Raw genomic sequence first — 14,385 nt, forward strand, 5'->3', positions numbered from 1 at the left:
GGCGCTGGATCGGCTCGATCGCCTTCCTGCTCGCGGGCCTGTACCAACTCGGTCCCCTCAAACACGTCTGCCTGCGGCACTGCCGCGACCCGCTGGGCCATCTGGTGCGCTACGCCGGTTTCCGGCGACCCGCCCGCGACCTGCGGGTGGGCATCCATCACGGGGCCTACTGCGTCGGCTGCTGCGCCGGGCTGATGGTCGTCCTCGTTCCGCTCGGGGTCATGAACATCGCGGCGATGGCCGGTCTGGCCCTGGTGATCTTCGCGGAGAAGCTGTGGTCCCGCGGGCCGGCGCTCGCCGGCGTCGTGGGCATCGCCTTCCTGGTCCTGGCCCTGCTCGCACCGTTCCAGGACTGGCTGCTGCCGGGGCTGCAGGGCTCGATGCCGTCGATGGACGGCATGTGACCCCCCGGCCGGTTTCCCGGCCGGGGCGTGAGGTGCAAGCTGGAAGGGAGGCCGCGTCCCGAACCCGGGAACGGGCTCGATGCACACGGTCTCGCCACTCCGAGTGAGCCCCTTCGGGCTCGGCAGGAGGAAAGCGAGATGACACACCAGGCCACCACCGGTACGCGCTGGCACCTGTCCGGCGACTGGTTCGATGCGTGCAAGTGCGCCATACCCTGCCCGTGCACGTTCGCACAGCCCCCGACCTACGGCGACTGCGAGGGCGTGCTGGTCTGGCACATACGGGAAGGCAACTTCGGCGACATACGGCTCGACGATCTCAACGTCCTGATGCTCGGCTCCTTCGAGGGCAACCCGTGGGCCGGCACGCACACCCACCCCTACGCCGCGGTCTTCCTCGACGAACGCGCCGACGACCAGCAGCGAGCCGCGCTCGAGGCCGTCTTCGGCGGTGAGGCGGGCGGCTGGCCGGCGCAGTTCGGGGAGATGTTCCATCCCGAGATGCGCGGCATGGACGTCGCACCCATCCGCGTGGAGGTCGACGAGGACCTGGCCACCTGGCGTGCCGAGATCCCAGGCCGGGTCACAGCGACCGCCGAGGCTCTCACCGGCCCGACCACCCCGGACGGCGCTCGCGTCCAGGTCCACAATGCGCCGGGTGCCGAGGTCGGGCCGGGCCAGATCGCCACATGGGGTCGGGCCACCGTCGACCATGCCGACGCGTTCGGCTTCTCCTGGGAACGCTCCGGCAAGTCGAGCAAGTACTTCCCCTTCGAGTGGAGCGGGCCTGAGTGAGAGGAAGGGCTGATTTCGTCCTGCGCCTGCACCTCGATCTCTGGCTACGGCGACCCCGGCCGTAGCTCAGGACCTCGCGGCGTCGTGATCTCCCGCAGGATGCGGGTCAGGTCCGCCGGGGACGCCGCCAGGCGGACCAGGGTGCCGGTGTCGTCGCGTTCGGCCACGTGCCAGGTGCGTCTCGGCGGTGCACGGGACGGCGGATTTCCAGTCCCGGTACGGGGACTCGGCCTTCGGCGCGAGCGACGCGACCAGTGCCGCGCCCGCCGGCAGCAGCCCGCACAGGGCCACGGCGCCGGCCCCGCCACCTCGGCGGGCCGGCCTCGGCGCCGGGCCTGTGAGTCTGCGGAACAAATGCTAGGTGCGGACCATCTGGTAAGAGACGTCGACGGCGTCGTGCTCGTCGAGCAGCCGGTCGTAGATCCGCTTGACCGTGTGTCGCTGCTTCCGCGGAGCGGTCAGATCCGACTTCAAGATGGCGTCGATCACCGGCTTGTAGGGGTCCAGGCGAGTGGCGCGCGGCCGCATCTTCTTCCGCGGCTCCGGCATGGCCGAGATCAAGGCCCTGTGCACGGTCTCGTAGCCGACGCCTCGATCTTGGACTTTGGCAGCACCCGTGCCCCTTCGCCACGAGGAGCACAACCATGGTCCCGAAGCAAGCACCGAGGCGTTCTCGAAACTCAGCGACATCACTCTCTCGTGGAACCGGGCGTCTCACAGCTGAGCGACAGACGTTCTTGAAATTCACCTACAAAGCCATCGTCCGCCTGTGAATGACTCCCTCAGCACAGCCCGCCGGCGCCTAGAGAAGCCGGCCGAAGCCGTCCCTCAGTGGCGTGCCGCATGGTGGAAGAGGACGCTGGTGAGGGGGTCGATGCGATGGAAAGACGTCTCATGACTCAAACCAGCACAGACAAAGCGCACACGCCGTTCCTGTCTCGCCCCGGCGTACGCCGTCTCATGCCGTTCGTCCTGATCACTGCGATCGCTCTGGTCTTCATCTTCGAGAACCGGACCAGTGTCGAGATCCGCCTCCTCATTCCGATGGTGACCATGCCCCTGTGGGGTGCTCTCCTGATCGCCTGGGCGCTCGGCATCCTCGCCTGCTTCTTCACGGCGCGCCGGAGGTCGAACCGGCACTCGAAGCGCCCGAGGTGAATTCCTGTTGATTTCCTGTTCAACGTCCGGCAAGGCAGCCTTTCCTGTCGGCGATGGCTGAAAAGTGGTTCTGGATCACTTTCAGTGTCGGGAGGAGGGGACAAGTTGATCTACTGCGGTATCGCCTGGGCGGAGACGAACACGACGTTGCCTCGATCGACGACACAGGCCGGATGTTGGCCAAACAGCACATCACGGATGATGCGACTGGTTACAAGCGCCTGCTAGGGCCTGTCCGGCGGACCATGCCCGCGGCAGGTGAGGAGTCCGGGCAGCAAGAGAGCATCTGATCAATGTGCACGCCGATGTGAGTGGGATGTCTGTTTCGGTTCGCCAGGTTGGTGTGGATTCTCCGGTCAGCTCGCGGGGCATTTTCTTAGACGCCATCCGCATACCGCTCAACAGGCTTGATCAGTCGAACAGGGCTCCTGTCCAGGTGAGAAACATCCAGGCGCTGGGAATGCCCTGCGCCGAGTCCGTGCTGGCGGAGCGGGGTCTTTGGGGAGCTGGCCTGGTGGTGCGACGTGTAGGAGGTTCGCATCAGGCCGAATCCGTGCCGTGGCCGATGGAATGCGTCGTGCCGCGCGAAGTTCAGGTGCCGGTGGGCCGGTGACCGCCGACCCTCCACTGCGCGTGAGCGCCAGGAACGGGAGGGATACGGAAGAACGATGCGGGGCGACTCCATGGACACGCTCGCGGCCGAGCTGGGCGTGCGTGCGGAACAGATACGGAGGGCTCGAACCCCGAGAGGGGGTGTACTCGTCGGTTTCCGGTGCGCGCCCGGGGCGTGTCTCGACGTGTGGAGGCGCGCTCGTGAGCGATACGGAACCACAGGATTGTGGCCCTTCATCACCCACACCTCGCCGACCGAATGGGAATGGGCGGACGCACCCGGCGAAAGCCACGACGAGAAGCACGGCCAGTCGATCATCGACAGGCTGATGGAGCTGCAAGCGAACGAACTCCTCACAGAGGCGGAGTGGTTCAAGCCGTCCCAAGGACACCCGAGCCCTGCCCGCGACCTCGAAGACCTGGCCCGGCTACTCACAGATGCCACTCCGGTGGCCGAGACGCGGGCACCGAGGTCTGCGGAATCACTGCTTGGCGCCTTCTTCGCAGAGCCTCCCGAGTGGATCTGCCTCGTTCCCACCGAGGACCCGCCCAGCCTCCCGGAACTCCTGGACGCACCGGACACGCCGAACCACACGCCGTTCCCCGGCGGAGAAGCCCTGTCCTACCGGGACCACGCGAACGTCCTGCGGGAGTGGCACAACCGGTACGGCGCGGAGATCTGCTACCTCGACACCCACGAGGTGCTGCTGTCGGTCGAGCACCCCCCGGCGGCCCCGTCCGAGACAGCACGGGTCGCGATCGAGCACTACGCCTACTGCCCCGACCTCGACCAGGTCATCGGCGGACTGCCCGAGGTCGCCTTGCAGGTCCCGACACGGACCTGGTTCTTCTGGTGGGATTGATAAGCGGCCCGCGTGCGGGGCTGCTTGAGCACCTGTTGTCCGTGCCCGTCGACGCACTTCGGATCTATGGCGGGCAGACCGGGCAAGGCGTGGCTGCTGGCTGACCGTGAAGGATTTATGTCCAGCCCAGCTACTCCGGTGCACGAACAGCGGGAGTCCGACAGGAGTGAGACGTCATCCGTATGCCGGCCGATGGACGTGATCAGTCGAACGGGGTTCTGGATCGGGTGATCGTTGCGGTGTCGGTGTATTAGGCGAGGATCCCTCGGTAGCTCGGAGTTGCGAAGCTCAAAAGACCGAGGAGGCCCTCTTGTCGCAGTCTTGCGCGACCATGCCCGCGGCGTCCGACTCCCGCGTGTCGGTGTGCGATTGCCTCGCGCACCGGTTCGGGAACGCGCCGATCACCCGGAGCGCACTGCGTGTTACGGCTCGGACATGACGGACGCGGAATGGCAGGTCATACGGGCGGCACTGCCGGTTCCGGCATGGCTTGAGGGGCGGGGCGGCCGGCCCGAGGGCTATTGCCACCGCGTCATGCTGGACGCGGTCCGCTACGTCGTGGACAACGGCGTGAGGTGGGCGAACCTGCCGCGTGACTTTCCGCCGTACCGGCGCGTGCATGCCTTCGCCCGCCGCTGGCAGATCACCGGCCTGCTCGCCGAGCTGCACGGCCGGCTGCGCGACACGGTCCGCGCCAAGGAAGGCCGCACGCCGGATCCGACGGCCGCCATCGTGGACTCGCAGTCGGTTCGGGCGGCAGCGAATATTCCCAGGTCAACGTCCGGATGGGACGTCGGGAAGAAGGTAGGCGGCAGGAAGCGCCACCTGCTGGTGGACTGCCTCGGTCTGGTTCTGGCCGTGGCGGTGACCGCGGCGAGCGTGCAGGACCGCGACGCCGCGGTCCCGCTGCTTGAGCGGCTGCGGCAGCTGTACTTCTCGATCCGTCTCGTCTGGGCGGACGGCGCCTACACCGGAACCCTGGTCGCCTGGGCAAGGCAGAAACTGCAGCTCACCGTGGACATCGTCAAACGTACCGACCACCGCCCGGGGTTCGAAGTGCTGCCGAGAAGGTGGGTAGTCGAGCCCACGCTGAGCTGGCTGTTTCACTCACGCCGACTGGTGCGCGACTACGAGGCCAGCCGCGACAGCTCCGCCTGGGCCGACCCGAGCGCGGCCTGCACCCGCTCGGCCTCCTCCTGCAGCCGGGCCACCTCCTCCCGAACGTTCATCTCCCGGGCCTCCAGCAATCCGAGCACCGACGGCATGACCACCTCCGCGAACGACACGAGCAGACGAACCACTCGAACCAATCCGCTACACAAGGGAGTTCACGCACCACCAGCCAGCATCAAAGGATCACTTCGGAAAGGGGATGGCTTCTGAGAGCTCCTAACACGATCACGGCGGGACTCAGTGGATCTTCACTGCTCGGCAGGCGCTTGGCCGGCTCCCTGCTGTCAGTGACGCGTGTTTGACTGCCGCCATGGATGCAGATCAACTACTGGCGACCGTGGCGGGACTCGTGTGGCCTGACTTCGGTGAGCTGACGTGCGACGAGCCTGGGCATCCGGCGGGACATGTCTGCCTGCCGGTATCCGCCAGCACGCCCGTGAACTACCTCGTGGAGACAATCGACGACCGGTACGGGTCTCCTCACAGCCACCTGCCGTCACTGCCCTGCGATGAAGAGATTGACTGGCTATGCGCCTGGGCGTTCGGCGGGCGGTGGATCGCGTTCGGTCATTACCGAAGCGGCGTGGACGTCCGGCCGGTGGTGACCGTCACCGAGCGGAGCACGCCGAGCCCGGACCAGCTGCCGGCGGAGGCGTCGTGGCTGGATCGGCTCGTCGCGATCACGGGGTGGGCGCCGGGACAGGCGCATGAAGTCGACTGGGCAGCGGTCGAGTCCCGGCTGGGAACGCGCCTGCCAACCGACTACAAGCGTCTCGTCGAGACGTTCGGCGAGGGCCAATTCGACGGCTTCCTTGACGTCTACCTTCCCGAGACGATGAGGCAGTTCGCCGCATGCGAAGCGGCACTGGGGCAGCAACCGTGGGAGCCTCATCCGCCCTTCCCGGCTCCTGACGGATTGCTGCCCTGGGCAGGCAACGAGCACGAGCAGGCGTTCTACTGGATCACCGAGAGTCCTGACCCCGACCAATGGCCCATCTACGCCACCGGCGTCGGCTCCGAGGAGGGACATCGTTTCGACTGCAGCGCCACGGAGTTCTTGTTCCGTCAGCTCACCGACCGGCGACATCCCTTCTCCATCCCTGCCGACTTCCACGCTCATTGGTTTCTGAGCTACGACGGCAGCGGCGAACGTTCGTATGCCGCCGCCGACAGATGAGCACACAGCTGAGGGAGACAAGGGCGTCGTCGTCACGCTTGGAGCGCCGGGGCGCCGCAGCTCAGAGGTTTTCGACCACCCGGCGGGGCGGCCGCCGCGGTCTCCTGCACTGGCCGCCCCGGGCGGTTCAGAGCATGGGTCGTTGGCACGGGCCCGTCGGCCGCCGTCCTCGGCTGGCGGGTAGATCACACGGGCTGCGCGCGGGCCATTGCACCAGGGTGTGGTGTACGCCGAGGGCGCGCGTGCGGGGTGCCGGTGGTCTCCGTAGGCTGGGCCCTTCCTGCCTCCGCCGCAGTCCGCCGCACCTTCGACCGGCACACCCTGGACGGCGCCGGAACCCGGCTGCACTGCTGGACCTGGTCGTCACCCTCGGGACGCCTGCTGCGCCACCGCGGCCTGGCCGCCCGTGCCCTGAGGCTGACGGTGAAATTCGTGGGCGGGACTAGGCGATGCCGCCGTTGTTCATCAGCAACTGGCCGTTGACCCACTCGCCTTGTCTGCAGCACAGGAAGTCCACGAGGTGGGCGGTGTCCTGCGGGGTGCCGAGACGGCCGAGCGGGGTGTGGCGGATGCAGTGCTCGCGGATCTCCTCGGACATTCAGCCGGTGTCGATCGGTCCGGGGTTGATCACGTTGGCGGTCACGCCGAGGTGGGCGAGTTCGCGGGCGGCGGCCTGGCCTGCCGGTGGGGGCCGGGCGCCAGGCTCCCACCGGCAGAGCCCCGTTCAGCGCACGGCGAGCACGGTCTTGGCGGGTGCCTGTCGCTGTTCCAGAGCACGGTGGACGTCGGCGGCCTGGTCCAGCGGCAGCACGGCCGGGGCGGGCTCGCGCAGGATGTCACGGTGCGTCAGACCGACCACCGCCGACAGCGCCGCGGCGACCCGGTCGGGCACGAGGTGCGCCACTGCGCCCAGGCTGAGGCCGAGCACTTGCCTGGTGCCCAGCCACGCCGAGTCGGTCGACACCGGATGCTCGTGGCCGCTGGCGTTGCCGAGCACGACCAACCTGCCGAACGGCGCGAGCAGTTCGTAGGCGCGCCTGCTCAGCTCACCACCCACGGGGTCGATGACAACGTCCACCTCGCCACTCGCGATGCTGCCGAGGTCGTCGCTGCCGACGGTGTGCGTCCACGGGCCGGTGGCGGACGCCCCGCTCGGGGTGCGGCCGAAGACGCCGGTCACGGATCGTGCCGGGTGGCCGGCGGCGATACGGCCGGCGATGCTGCCCAGACCGCCGCTGGCGCCTAGCACGAGGACGTTGTCGTGGACGCCGAGCCGGGCCAGGTCGTGCAGGGCGAGCCACGCGGTGACGCCGTTGACCAGGACGGCGGCGATGCGCGCCAGGTCGGCGTCGTCGGGCAGGCGGGTCACCATCGTGGTGTGGGCCACGGCGACCTCGGCGTAGCCACCGGCCCGCATGCCCCGGCCGAAGTCGTTGAGCAACGCGGCCACCAGCTGCCCGGGTCGGAAACCGACCACACCGGGTCCGACCTCGCGCACGTGGCCGGTGACCTCGATCCCCGGCGTGAACGGCGTCGGCACCTCAAACGCACCCGAGCGGAACAGGGTGTCCACGAAGCCGACGCCTGCGTACGCGACGTCGATCGCCAGCTCACCCGGTCCAGGTGAGGGCTCCGGCACCTGTGCGAGTTGAAGGGCATCCACCGGTCCAGGGGTCTTGACGACCACAGCGCGCATCATGCTCCTTCCGCGTCGGCCACTCCGACAGCCCCATCAACCAGGGCGGTGCTGCGCGCATTCCGCCGCCGGGTCGCCGAGGTTGCGCCCAGCGGAGGTCCAGCGGTGGCCAGCAGCAGGACGCGTTCCATCGCCTGGCCGGCGCAGCAGTCAGTCCTGCGGACGAATCGCCCTCCGTGCTGAGCAGGGCTAGGCCGTTTCTCTTGGATCACCGTGCTGACCAGATGTCGGCCAGTACTACAGCTGGCCGGGTTGGGGGACGTCCGACGCGGTGGGGGATGCGCGGTCGTGCCATCACGTCAGTGAAGGTGGGCGCGTCGCCGGCCTGTCCTGCCCTGAGTACAAAGGCCAGCGGTCGGCAGTTGCCGTCGGCGGCGAGATGGATCCTCGTTGTCAGGCCGCCGCGGGACCGGCCGATGGCGTGGTCCGCGGGCTCGTTGGCCGGACCCCCTTTTTTGCGGGCTCCGGCTGCGTGCTGATGTGCCCGAACGACAGTGGAGTCGACGGACACCACCCAGCCCAGCCCTCATCGGCGTCTGCCTGTGCCAGAAGAGCGGTGAACACTCGCTCCCAGGGCCCGTCGATCGCCCGGCTCCTCAGGCGGCTGTAGGCGCCCTTCCATGAACCGAACTCTGCAGGCAGATCCATCCACGGAGATCCGGTCCGGTACTTCCAGGCGATTACATCGATCACCTGCCGGTGGTCACGCCGCCTTCCTCCTCTGCGAGGAGTCCGGTCAGGCAACAGGGGCTCGATCCTGGCCCACTGGGCATCGGTCAGCAGGCTCAACACAACGACGGGCCCTTCCCGCCGCAACGCCTCAGAACCCGGCCATGGATTTGTCGAGCACTCCGCCCAACGCACCGTAGGCACTGCAGCGAACCGAGTGCCTTCCCCTGCGGCGGAGCCCGAACCCAACGATGAACGACAACGCGAAGACCCCACCGAGGACCATGGCTACCAGCGGGTCGTAGACGAAGTACGCGAAGCACGAGACGCCAGTCCAGACGAGGATCGGCAGGATCGAACCGCGCAGCACCGACCAGAACCTGACCCGTTCTGGCCCCGACGGCAGGGCACGCCCATGCCACACCTCTATGTGGTTCCTGGTCAGACAATGCTCAGGTCGCATGAAGCCATCACAGCACAGCTCGGAACAGTGCTGTGATCCGTAAGAAAGTGCCTAGGTGAGGGTGGTGCTCGAACTCGGCGGCGGTACGGCCTGCCACCGGCCGGTCGCCGGCGAACTGCGTTCGACATGGCGGCGTGACAGCGGCCGCTCTCATGTGCTTGCGTCTCGTCCTCCTCGGGCACGGCTTCGTCACCCCGTAGGCCGGAGGCTGGGGCCTGGAGGAGCAGCGGTCGGGAGGAAAGTTGGGCGGCGCGGCCAGGGAATGGGGCGTCTGAGCCGGTTGCGCGTCGGCCGGGGCCGCCGCGCCTGGACTTAGGATCTGCAGCACTACCAGGACCGCATGGACCCTCCTGGCTGCGAGGCGGCCCGCCAGGGCTTCATCAGCAGCCTCAGTGTCTTCGCCGGTTCCCCGGCTGGGCTGCACCCTTGACCTCAACCTTGGTTGAGGCGCAACACTCGGCGCATGGAGACCACAAAGAGCAACACCATTCTCTTCCGCAACACCATGCGCATCACAGACGGTCACCTCGACGGTTTCCGGCGTGCCATCGCGCAGGCGGTGACATTCGCTCAAGAGCACGGCCCTCAGCTCATGGTCGAGGTCTTCATCGACGAGGAGCGGATGCTGGCGCACAGCTTCCAGCTCTACCGCGACTCCGATGCCGTCCGCGCCCACTGGCGTCTCTCGGATCCGTACATCCGCGAGGTAATGGAGCACTGCACCGTGCAGCACTTCGAGATATTCGGTGCACCGGACCATGACATCGTGGCGGCTCTCAAGACCCCCGATGGCGGATCCTTCCCCTTCGTCGTCTCGCCGCGCCTCGCCGGCTTCAACCGTCTTGGGACGCCCGGCTTGGATGAATCACACTCTTAGCATGATTCATGACTCTTTGAGTGGATCTGCTGGCGCCTGAGGGTGTGGCTGCGGGGGCGGATCTGCCGGTCCGCGCTTGTTGATCTGGTGCTGTGACCGGGTGAGTGAACGCAAGCCGTACCCGAGCGACTTATCGGACGAGCAGTGGTCGTTGATCGAGCCGGTGATCACCGCCTGGAAGGACCGGCACCGCTCGGTCAGCGGCCACCAGGGGGCCTAGATTCACCTTGCTGGAGAAGGCGGGCGCCGCCCCCTGGCCTTGCTGATCACTCCGGGCCAGTGGGGCGACGCCCCGCAGCTCATCCCCGTCATGGAACGCATCCGCGTCGGCCGGCTCGGCGGCGGACGCCCGCGCACCCGTCCGGACCACCTCGGCGGCGACAAGGCCTATACCTCCCGGCGTAACCGCCGCTACCTGCGCAAACGGCAGATCAAGCACACCATCCCCGAGCCGAAGAACCAGCGGGCCAACCGCCAACGCCGCGGCAACAAGGGCGGACGGCCAACCGGCTTCGACAAAACGATCTACAAACGCAGAGACGAGGTGGAGCGCACGATCAACGCCCTCAAGGACTTCCGGGCCGTGGCGACGAGATTCGACAAGCGTGTCTATGTCTTCCAGGGCACCGTGACCGTCGCAGCGATCCGGCTCTGGCTTCGGGGGTAGATCCATTATCTCGGGGCGGGGATATGTCTGTCACCGTTCTCCGGAATGATCTTTACATCCGATTTGCGCCTCTAGGCTTGCGGGCGGACGCAATGCATGGACCTGACCTGGGAGTTGAGAGTGGCGCACGACGTTGCCGCGCTGGCCGTGGAACTCACGGATATGGCTGCGGCCGATCACGAGTCCGCAGTCCGCGCGAACAGCGATGACCCCGCCGAGCAGCTGGCGTGGCGGCGACTGACCGCTCGGCACGGCGACCGGCTTAACGAGATCATGGAGGAGTACGGCTGGCCGACGGCGGAACTGGTCGGCGAGGAGGCCGCACGCGCGGCATGGCTCATCGCTCAGCACGCCGACCGGCAGCTCGACGTTCAGCGTCGCGCGCTCCAGCTGATGCAGCAGGCGGTGTCGGCAGGCTCGGCCAGCCCGCGCGAACTGGCCTTCCTGCGCGACCGCACGCTGGTCAATGAGGGCCGCAAGCAGGTCTACGGAACGCAGATCGCTGGTGTGAAGGACGGGGCGCCGGTTCCTTGGCCCTGTGAAGAGCCCGACCGCATGGACGAACTCCGTGCGGAAGTCGGCATCGAGCCCTTCGACGAGTACGTCGCCAAGTTCTCCATGGCCTGACGTCCCCTTCCCAGTCGCGTCCAGTGGATCACTGCCCGGGCTCACCTGCCGCGGGCAATGATCCACCGGACAGGCCCTACCTTGAAATCCTGGTCCGCCTCGGTGAGTTCCTGCGGGCCGAGTGTTGGATCGCGGGCCTCCAAGAGGTGCACCCGCGCCCGAGACCAGCGTGATCGCGTGGGAGCCGAGCGGGCGCCAGCTGGGCGGTCACGCCGGCTTCCTCGCCCGGTTCACGGCTGGCGCATTCCAGCGGGGTTTCGCCCGCTTCCCGGCGGCCGTCGGGAAGGAACAGGTATGCGCCCCCGTGGGCGGGGAAGTCCGCGCTCAGCTGGGACCAAGCCGTCTGCATCGCGCGCCACGACCACGGAGGCGTCACGCATGGGCCCGTCGCTCATGACGAGCGAGCGCGGCGCTCAGGTATGCACCCACGAGGCGAACGGCACGTTCCATCCCACGGGTGGGCGATGCCACGGCCGTGGCAGCCGTCGTCGTCGTAGGCGTCGCCGTGGTCGGCGCACATGATGACGAGCCAGCGCTCCCGGCTGGCCAGTCAGTCGAGCAGTCGGCCCGCATGCCCATCTGCGTAGGAGAGCGCTGCGGCCTGTGAGGCGGTCGTGTCCTGGCTGCTGTCGAGGTAGTGGCCGTGCGGCACGTGGGTGGCGGAGACATTGACGAACAGGAAGAGGGGCCGCGGCCGGTGTAGCGGCCAGCGATGTCGAGAGTCTGGTCCACCTGGTGGCGAGTGGAGTCGACCTCCGGGGAGCAGAACTCGGGTCGCCGGTGCGCTTCGTGGAACATGGCGGGCAGTACCGACCCGAGACGTCTCCTCGGAGAAACAGGTGACACCGCCCATGCAGACGGTGCGGTAGCCGTGCATCGCGAGCCCGTCGAGGAGGTTCGGGGCGTCGAAGACGAACGTCTCAGGCGGAACCTCCTCGAAGGCGGGTGGCCGGTTCCGCCCGGGGGCGTCCAGGGTGATCACCGACGAGAACGATGGGTCGCGCAGGATCCGCTCCACATCCGCGTACCGCGTCACGATCCAAGGCTCCTGCCAGAGCATGCGTCTCATCGCCGGCGGGAACGCACGAGCCGTCGCCGCGTCACCCGTCGGCGGCTGCCAGGCGGTCCAGCCACTCCCTCAGCAGCCGCTGCTCCGCGCCGCTGAGGGTTGTCTGGTCGGGCAGTGCGGCACGCAGCGCGCGGGCGGCGCCTGCCGGGCCCGCGTCCTGCACGGCCGGCTGCTCATTGGTGACGGCGGCGATCATGGTCTCCCGCAGCGTGGCCAGCAGGGCCGGGTCACGCCGTTCCTCGGGCAGGGACAGCCAGGTGAGCACCGCGCCGCGCGCTGTGGCATGGATCAGCTGGGCGGCGAGTTCCTCGTCGACGCGGAGCCAGCCGCGGGCGGCGAGGCGGCGGATACGGCGCATCAGGATCTCCATGCCTGCCTTGAAGGCGGCCGAGGTGGTCTTCGTGGGTTCGGCGTACATCAGTGTGTACAACGCGGGATTGGCCAGACCGAACTCGACCGCGACGTCCCAGCCGGCTCTCAGGTCCTCGATGGGGTCCTGCGGGTCGGGGTCGACGTGCTTGGTGGCGAGGAACGCGGCGAAGCCGTGCTCGGCCACCGCGTCGAGCAGCCCGTCCTTGTCGCCGAACAGCCGGTAGATGGCCGGGGGTTGCAGGCCCGCGGCATCGGCGACCGCGCGGGTGGTGACGGCGTCGCGGCCCCCGCGCGTCAGCAGGCCTATGGCGGCCTCGATTACTCGCTGCCGGGTCTGTTCGCGCCCGGTGGCCACGGGGACGGCTGCGCCGCCGCTCAGTGCAGGTGACATGAATCAATGATAGCGAACTGCCGGTTCCATCGTTAGTATCAGTGTTACGCTCTTGCTGTTTCCGATGGAATCACACGTAGAGGAGTCTGGCATGTCCGACCGACTGCGGATCACCGCATTGGAAGAGCACGTTGTCCTGCCCACGATCATGGAGGCGTGGTCGCGGTCCGGTGTGCCGGAGCTGCCGAACCTGGGATTCGGCGCCAGTCCCGTCGCCCGACGGCTGCGAGACACCTCGGAGGCAAGGCTTGCGCACATGGACGACCAGGGAGTCGACGTGGCGGTGTTGTCGATCTCGACGCCGGGTGTGCAGAACCTGCCCGCCTCGGATGCCGTCGCCGTGGCCCGCGATACCAACGACGAGCTCGCTCAGATCGTGGCCGACAGGCCCGATCGGTTCCAGGCGTTCGCGGCGATCCCCACTCAGTCACCATCGGCCGCGGCTGCGGAGCTGGAGCGGGCGGTCACCGAGCTGGGCTTCCCGGGCGCCATGATCTACGGGCGCACCGGATCCAAGCTCGCCGACGACCCGGGATACGACGAGCTGTACGCCGCCGCGGAGCGGTTGCGCGTCCCGCTCCACTTCCACCCGCAGATGCCCGTGCAGGCGGTCATCGACGCCTATTACTCGAACATCGGCCCCATCGGGACCGCGCTGGCAGGGCCCGGGATCGGCTGGTACTACGACCTGGGCATCCAGTACCTCCGGATGATCTTCTCCGGCGTCTTCGACCGGTACCCGGACCTCCAGGTGATCGCCGGCCACTGGGGAGAGGTCGTGCTCTTCTACCTGGACCACGTCGGGTGCCTCGCCGACGCCGGCGGCCTGGCTCGCCCGCTCGCCGACTACTTCAAGCAGAACTTCTGGATCGCCGGCAGCGGCACGGTAAGCCCCCGCTACTTCCGCTGGACAGCCGAAGTCGTGGGCACCGAACGGATGCTGTACTCCACGGACTACCCCTTCACCTACGGGTTCCGCCCCGCCGGCTTCCCCTTCGTGGACACCAGCGCCGGCGTCGCCCGGTCATTCCTGGAAGACTCCCTCTTCACCGATGAGCAGAAGGCCGACATCGCACACCGCAACTGGGAACGCCTCACGTCCCGCGCCGTGCACCACTGCCGGTGACCTGAAAGCAAGCCGGCTCCGACTCCCGGGGAAGGTGTGGCGGTTGCCCTTGCCGGAGCAGCGGCGGCCGACGCGGTAGCGGGCTGTCAACGGCACATGATCAACGCTGTTCTGCAGATCCGTGCCCAGCGATGTCGCGTGGGTGAAGGCAGCGAAGGCCGAGTGGAAGGCCAGAACGCAGAAAGGGGCGCTCACTAAAGCCGCCCGCCCGTTACACGAGCACGCGCGTGGTGAAGGTCAACTGCG

14 protein-coding genes and 4 pseudogenes are annotated in these 14,385 nt (G+C 67.8%); 11 read left to right on the forward strand and 7 right to left on the reverse strand.

The window, feature by feature from the left end; genetic code table 11:
* Positions 1–404 (forward strand): DUF2182 domain-containing protein (locus AB0412_RS33065; protein WP_366406301.1); only part of this gene is annotated, 404 nt, incomplete at its 5' end.
* Positions 405–542: 138 nt separating this feature from the next.
* On the forward strand, positions 543–1,199 hold the full coding sequence (locus AB0412_RS33070; protein ID WP_366406302.1) for a DUF1326 domain-containing protein: 657 nt from the start codon (positions 543–545) through the stop codon (positions 1,197–1,199).
* Between the two features lie 357 nt (positions 1,200–1,556).
* Here AB0412_RS33070 and AB0412_RS33075 read toward each other — a convergent pair whose 3' ends face one another.
* A complete protein-coding gene (locus AB0412_RS33075; protein WP_366406303.1) occupies positions 1,557–1,748 on the reverse strand; it encodes a hypothetical protein in 192 nt (63 codons plus the stop codon).
* 345 nt (positions 1,749–2,093) lie between these two features.
* Here AB0412_RS33075 and AB0412_RS33080 point away from each other — a divergent pair, with 345 nt between their 5' ends.
* The 4 genes from AB0412_RS33080 to AB0412_RS33095 all read left to right on the forward strand — a co-directional run bounded on the left by AB0412_RS33080 (position 2,094) and on the right by AB0412_RS33095 (position 6,182).
* The gene (locus tag AB0412_RS33080) at positions 2,094–2,357 is read left to right on the forward strand and encodes a hypothetical protein (RefSeq protein ID WP_366406364.1); all 264 of its coding nucleotides are present in this window, start codon (positions 2,094–2,096) and stop codon (positions 2,355–2,357) included.
* Positions 2,358–3,193: 836 nt separating this feature from the next.
* Entirely contained in the window at positions 3,194–3,832 is a 639-nt protein-coding gene (locus AB0412_RS33085; protein WP_366406304.1) for a DUF4253 domain-containing protein, read from the forward strand.
* Positions 3,833–4,267: 435 nt separating this feature from the next.
* Positions 4,268–5,215 (forward strand): IS5 family transposase, encoded by a 948-nt coding sequence (locus AB0412_RS33090; protein WP_366406305.1) that lies wholly within the window; start codon positions 4,268–4,270, stop codon positions 5,213–5,215.
* A gap of 100 nt (positions 5,216–5,315) precedes the next feature.
* Positions 5,316–6,182 carry an SMI1/KNR4 family protein gene (locus AB0412_RS33095; protein WP_366406306.1) on the forward strand — a complete coding sequence of 289 codons (867 nt, stop codon included), beginning with the start codon at positions 5,316–5,318 and terminating at the stop codon, positions 6,180–6,182.
* Positions 6,183–6,624: 442 nt separating this feature from the next.
* On the opposite strand, the pseudogene AB0412_RS33100 reads toward AB0412_RS33095, so the two are convergent.
* The 3 genes and pseudogenes from AB0412_RS33100 to AB0412_RS33110 form a co-directional block, all read right to left on the reverse strand.
* Positions 6,625–6,855 (reverse strand): annotated as a pseudogene (locus AB0412_RS33100) (SDR family oxidoreductase); the annotation flags it as partial.
* Between the two features lie 51 nt (positions 6,856–6,906).
* Positions 6,907–7,881 (reverse strand): zinc-binding dehydrogenase, encoded by a 975-nt coding sequence (locus AB0412_RS33105; protein WP_366406307.1) that lies wholly within the window; start codon positions 7,879–7,881, stop codon positions 6,907–6,909.
* Between the two features lie 208 nt (positions 7,882–8,089).
* Positions 8,090–8,694, reverse strand: a pseudogene (locus tag AB0412_RS33110) (IS5 family transposase); the annotation flags it as partial.
* Positions 8,695–9,473: 779 nt separating this feature from the next.
* Between AB0412_RS33110 and AB0412_RS33115 the strand changes: the two are divergent.
* The 4 genes and pseudogenes from AB0412_RS33115 (at position 9,474) to AB0412_RS33130 (ending at position 11,181) form a co-directional block, all read left to right on the forward strand.
* The gene (locus AB0412_RS33115; RefSeq protein ID WP_366406308.1) at positions 9,474–9,887 is read left to right on the forward strand and encodes a hypothetical protein; all 414 of its coding nucleotides are present in this window, start codon (positions 9,474–9,476) and stop codon (positions 9,885–9,887) included.
* A 100-nt stretch (positions 9,888–9,987) separates the two neighbouring features.
* Positions 9,988–10,071, forward strand: a pseudogene (locus tag AB0412_RS33120) (IS5/IS1182 family transposase); the annotation flags it as partial.
* 30 nt (positions 10,072–10,101) lie between these two features.
* Positions 10,102–10,554, forward strand: a pseudogene (locus tag AB0412_RS33125) (IS5 family transposase); the annotation flags it as partial.
* Positions 10,555–10,674: 120 nt separating this feature from the next.
* On the forward strand, positions 10,675–11,181 hold the full coding sequence (locus AB0412_RS33130; protein ID WP_366406365.1) for a DUF6624 domain-containing protein: 507 nt from the start codon (positions 10,675–10,677) through the stop codon (positions 11,179–11,181).
* A gap of 76 nt (positions 11,182–11,257) precedes the next feature.
* Here the strand turns inward: AB0412_RS33130 and AB0412_RS33135 are convergent, their stop codons facing one another.
* The 3 genes from AB0412_RS33135 to AB0412_RS33145 all read right to left on the reverse strand — a co-directional run bounded on the left by AB0412_RS33135 (position 11,258) and on the right by AB0412_RS33145 (position 13,013).
* Entirely contained in the window at positions 11,258–11,530 is a 273-nt protein-coding gene (locus AB0412_RS33135; protein WP_366406309.1) for an NUDIX domain-containing protein, read from the reverse strand.
* 201 nt (positions 11,531–11,731) lie between these two features.
* Positions 11,732–12,241 (reverse strand): hypothetical protein, encoded by a 510-nt coding sequence (locus AB0412_RS33140; RefSeq protein ID WP_366406310.1) that lies wholly within the window; start codon positions 12,239–12,241, stop codon positions 11,732–11,734.
* 40 nt (positions 12,242–12,281) lie between these two features.
* Positions 12,282–13,013, reverse strand: a complete 732-nt coding sequence (locus AB0412_RS33145) for a TetR/AcrR family transcriptional regulator (protein WP_366406311.1) — start codon at positions 13,011–13,013, stop codon at positions 12,282–12,284.
* Between the two features lie 91 nt (positions 13,014–13,104).
* Between AB0412_RS33145 and AB0412_RS33150 the strand changes: the two genes are divergently transcribed.
* Complete coding sequence (locus AB0412_RS33150) at positions 13,105–14,139, forward strand: amidohydrolase family protein (RefSeq protein ID WP_366406312.1); 1,035 nt, start codon at positions 13,105–13,107, stop codon at positions 14,137–14,139.
* The last annotated feature ends 246 nt before the right edge of the window (positions 14,140–14,385 follow it).

Origin of the sequence: Streptomyces sp. NPDC052012, assembly GCF_040689265.1 — a bacterium.
Lineage (GTDB): Bacteria > Actinomycetota > Actinomycetes > Streptomycetales > Streptomycetaceae > Streptomyces.